Origin of the sequence: Kitasatospora nipponensis (genome assembly GCF_039528135.1) — a bacterium.
GTDB lineage: Bacteria > Actinomycetota > Actinomycetes > Streptomycetales > Streptomycetaceae > Kitasatospora > Kitasatospora nipponensis.
This window is the reverse complement of record NZ_BAAALF010000527.1, coordinates 1-1,004: the sequence shown is the minus strand read 5'-3', so window position 1 is coordinate 1,004 and position 1,004 is coordinate 1. Positions and strand designations below refer to the sequence as shown.

The 1,004-nt window shown below is 76.2% G+C and carries 1 protein-coding gene; it reads right to left on the bottom strand.

From position 1 onward, the window contains the following. The coding region (locus tag ABD323_RS41655) for a D-alanyl-D-alanine carboxypeptidase family protein (protein ID WP_425556345.1) at positions 1 to 1,004 on the bottom strand (1,004 nt) is incomplete at both ends.

The following is a 1,004-nucleotide window of genomic DNA, read 5'->3' as shown; positions in this document are numbered from 1 at the left end:
GGCCGCGTCCGCGTAGGTGGTGTTCGCCATGCCGAAGGCGGCGGCCTGGTCGTTCATCTTCTTGACGAAGGCCTCCTCCGACCCGGAGTCCCAGCGGGCGAGGAGGCGCGCGATGTTGTTGGCGGAGGGCAGCATCAGCATCTCCAGCGCCTCGTACTCGCTGATCTGCTGGCCCTCGGTCACCTTGGCGGTGGACTGGTCCGCGTCACCCGACTCCTGGGCGGCGGCCTTGTCCACCGTGAGCGAGGGGCCGGGCTCGCCCTTCTTCAACGGGTGGGCCAGCAGGATCAGGTGGGCGTTCATCACCTTGGTCACGCTGGCGATCGGCACCGGGGTGTTCTCCGGGCCCGAGCTGCCCAGGCTGCCCACGCCCAGCACCTCGGCCGCCGCCTGGCCCTTGGCCGGCCAGGGCATGGTGAGCGGGTCGCCGGCGAAGGTGAAGGAGGTGGCCGCCGTCAGCTTCACCACGGGGGTCGGCAGCGGGCGCAGCAGCTGGCCGGCCGCCAGCAGTCCGAGCAGCAGGGCGACCAGCACACCCCAGAGCGTGATCCGCTTGACCGCGCGGCGCAGCGGGGAGGCCCGGCGCGCACTGAGGGCGGCCAGCACCTCCATGGCCTCCCCGGTGCTCTCCGGGCCCATCGGCAGCAGCTCCGCGGGCTCGGGCGGCGGCAGCGGGGCGGTCGCGGTGGGCGGCGGCAGCGGGGTGGTGGCCCGCAGGGCGGCCGGCACGGCGGCGGCGGCCGGCACGGTGGCGGGAGCGGAGGCGGCTTCGGGAGCACGGACCGGGGCGGGGGGCGCGGGCGGGGACGCGACGGGGCGGGGGGTCTCCACGGTCAGCGCCTCGACGGCGACCGGCGAGGCGACCGGGAGGGGAGTCACGACGGTCAGCGCCTCGACCACCGGGGCCTCGACGGCCGGGGGCTCAACGGCCGGGGGCTCGCTGACCGCGGCGACGGCCGGGGCCGACGGCGCCTCAGTGGCCGGCTCCTCAGCCGTCACGGCGT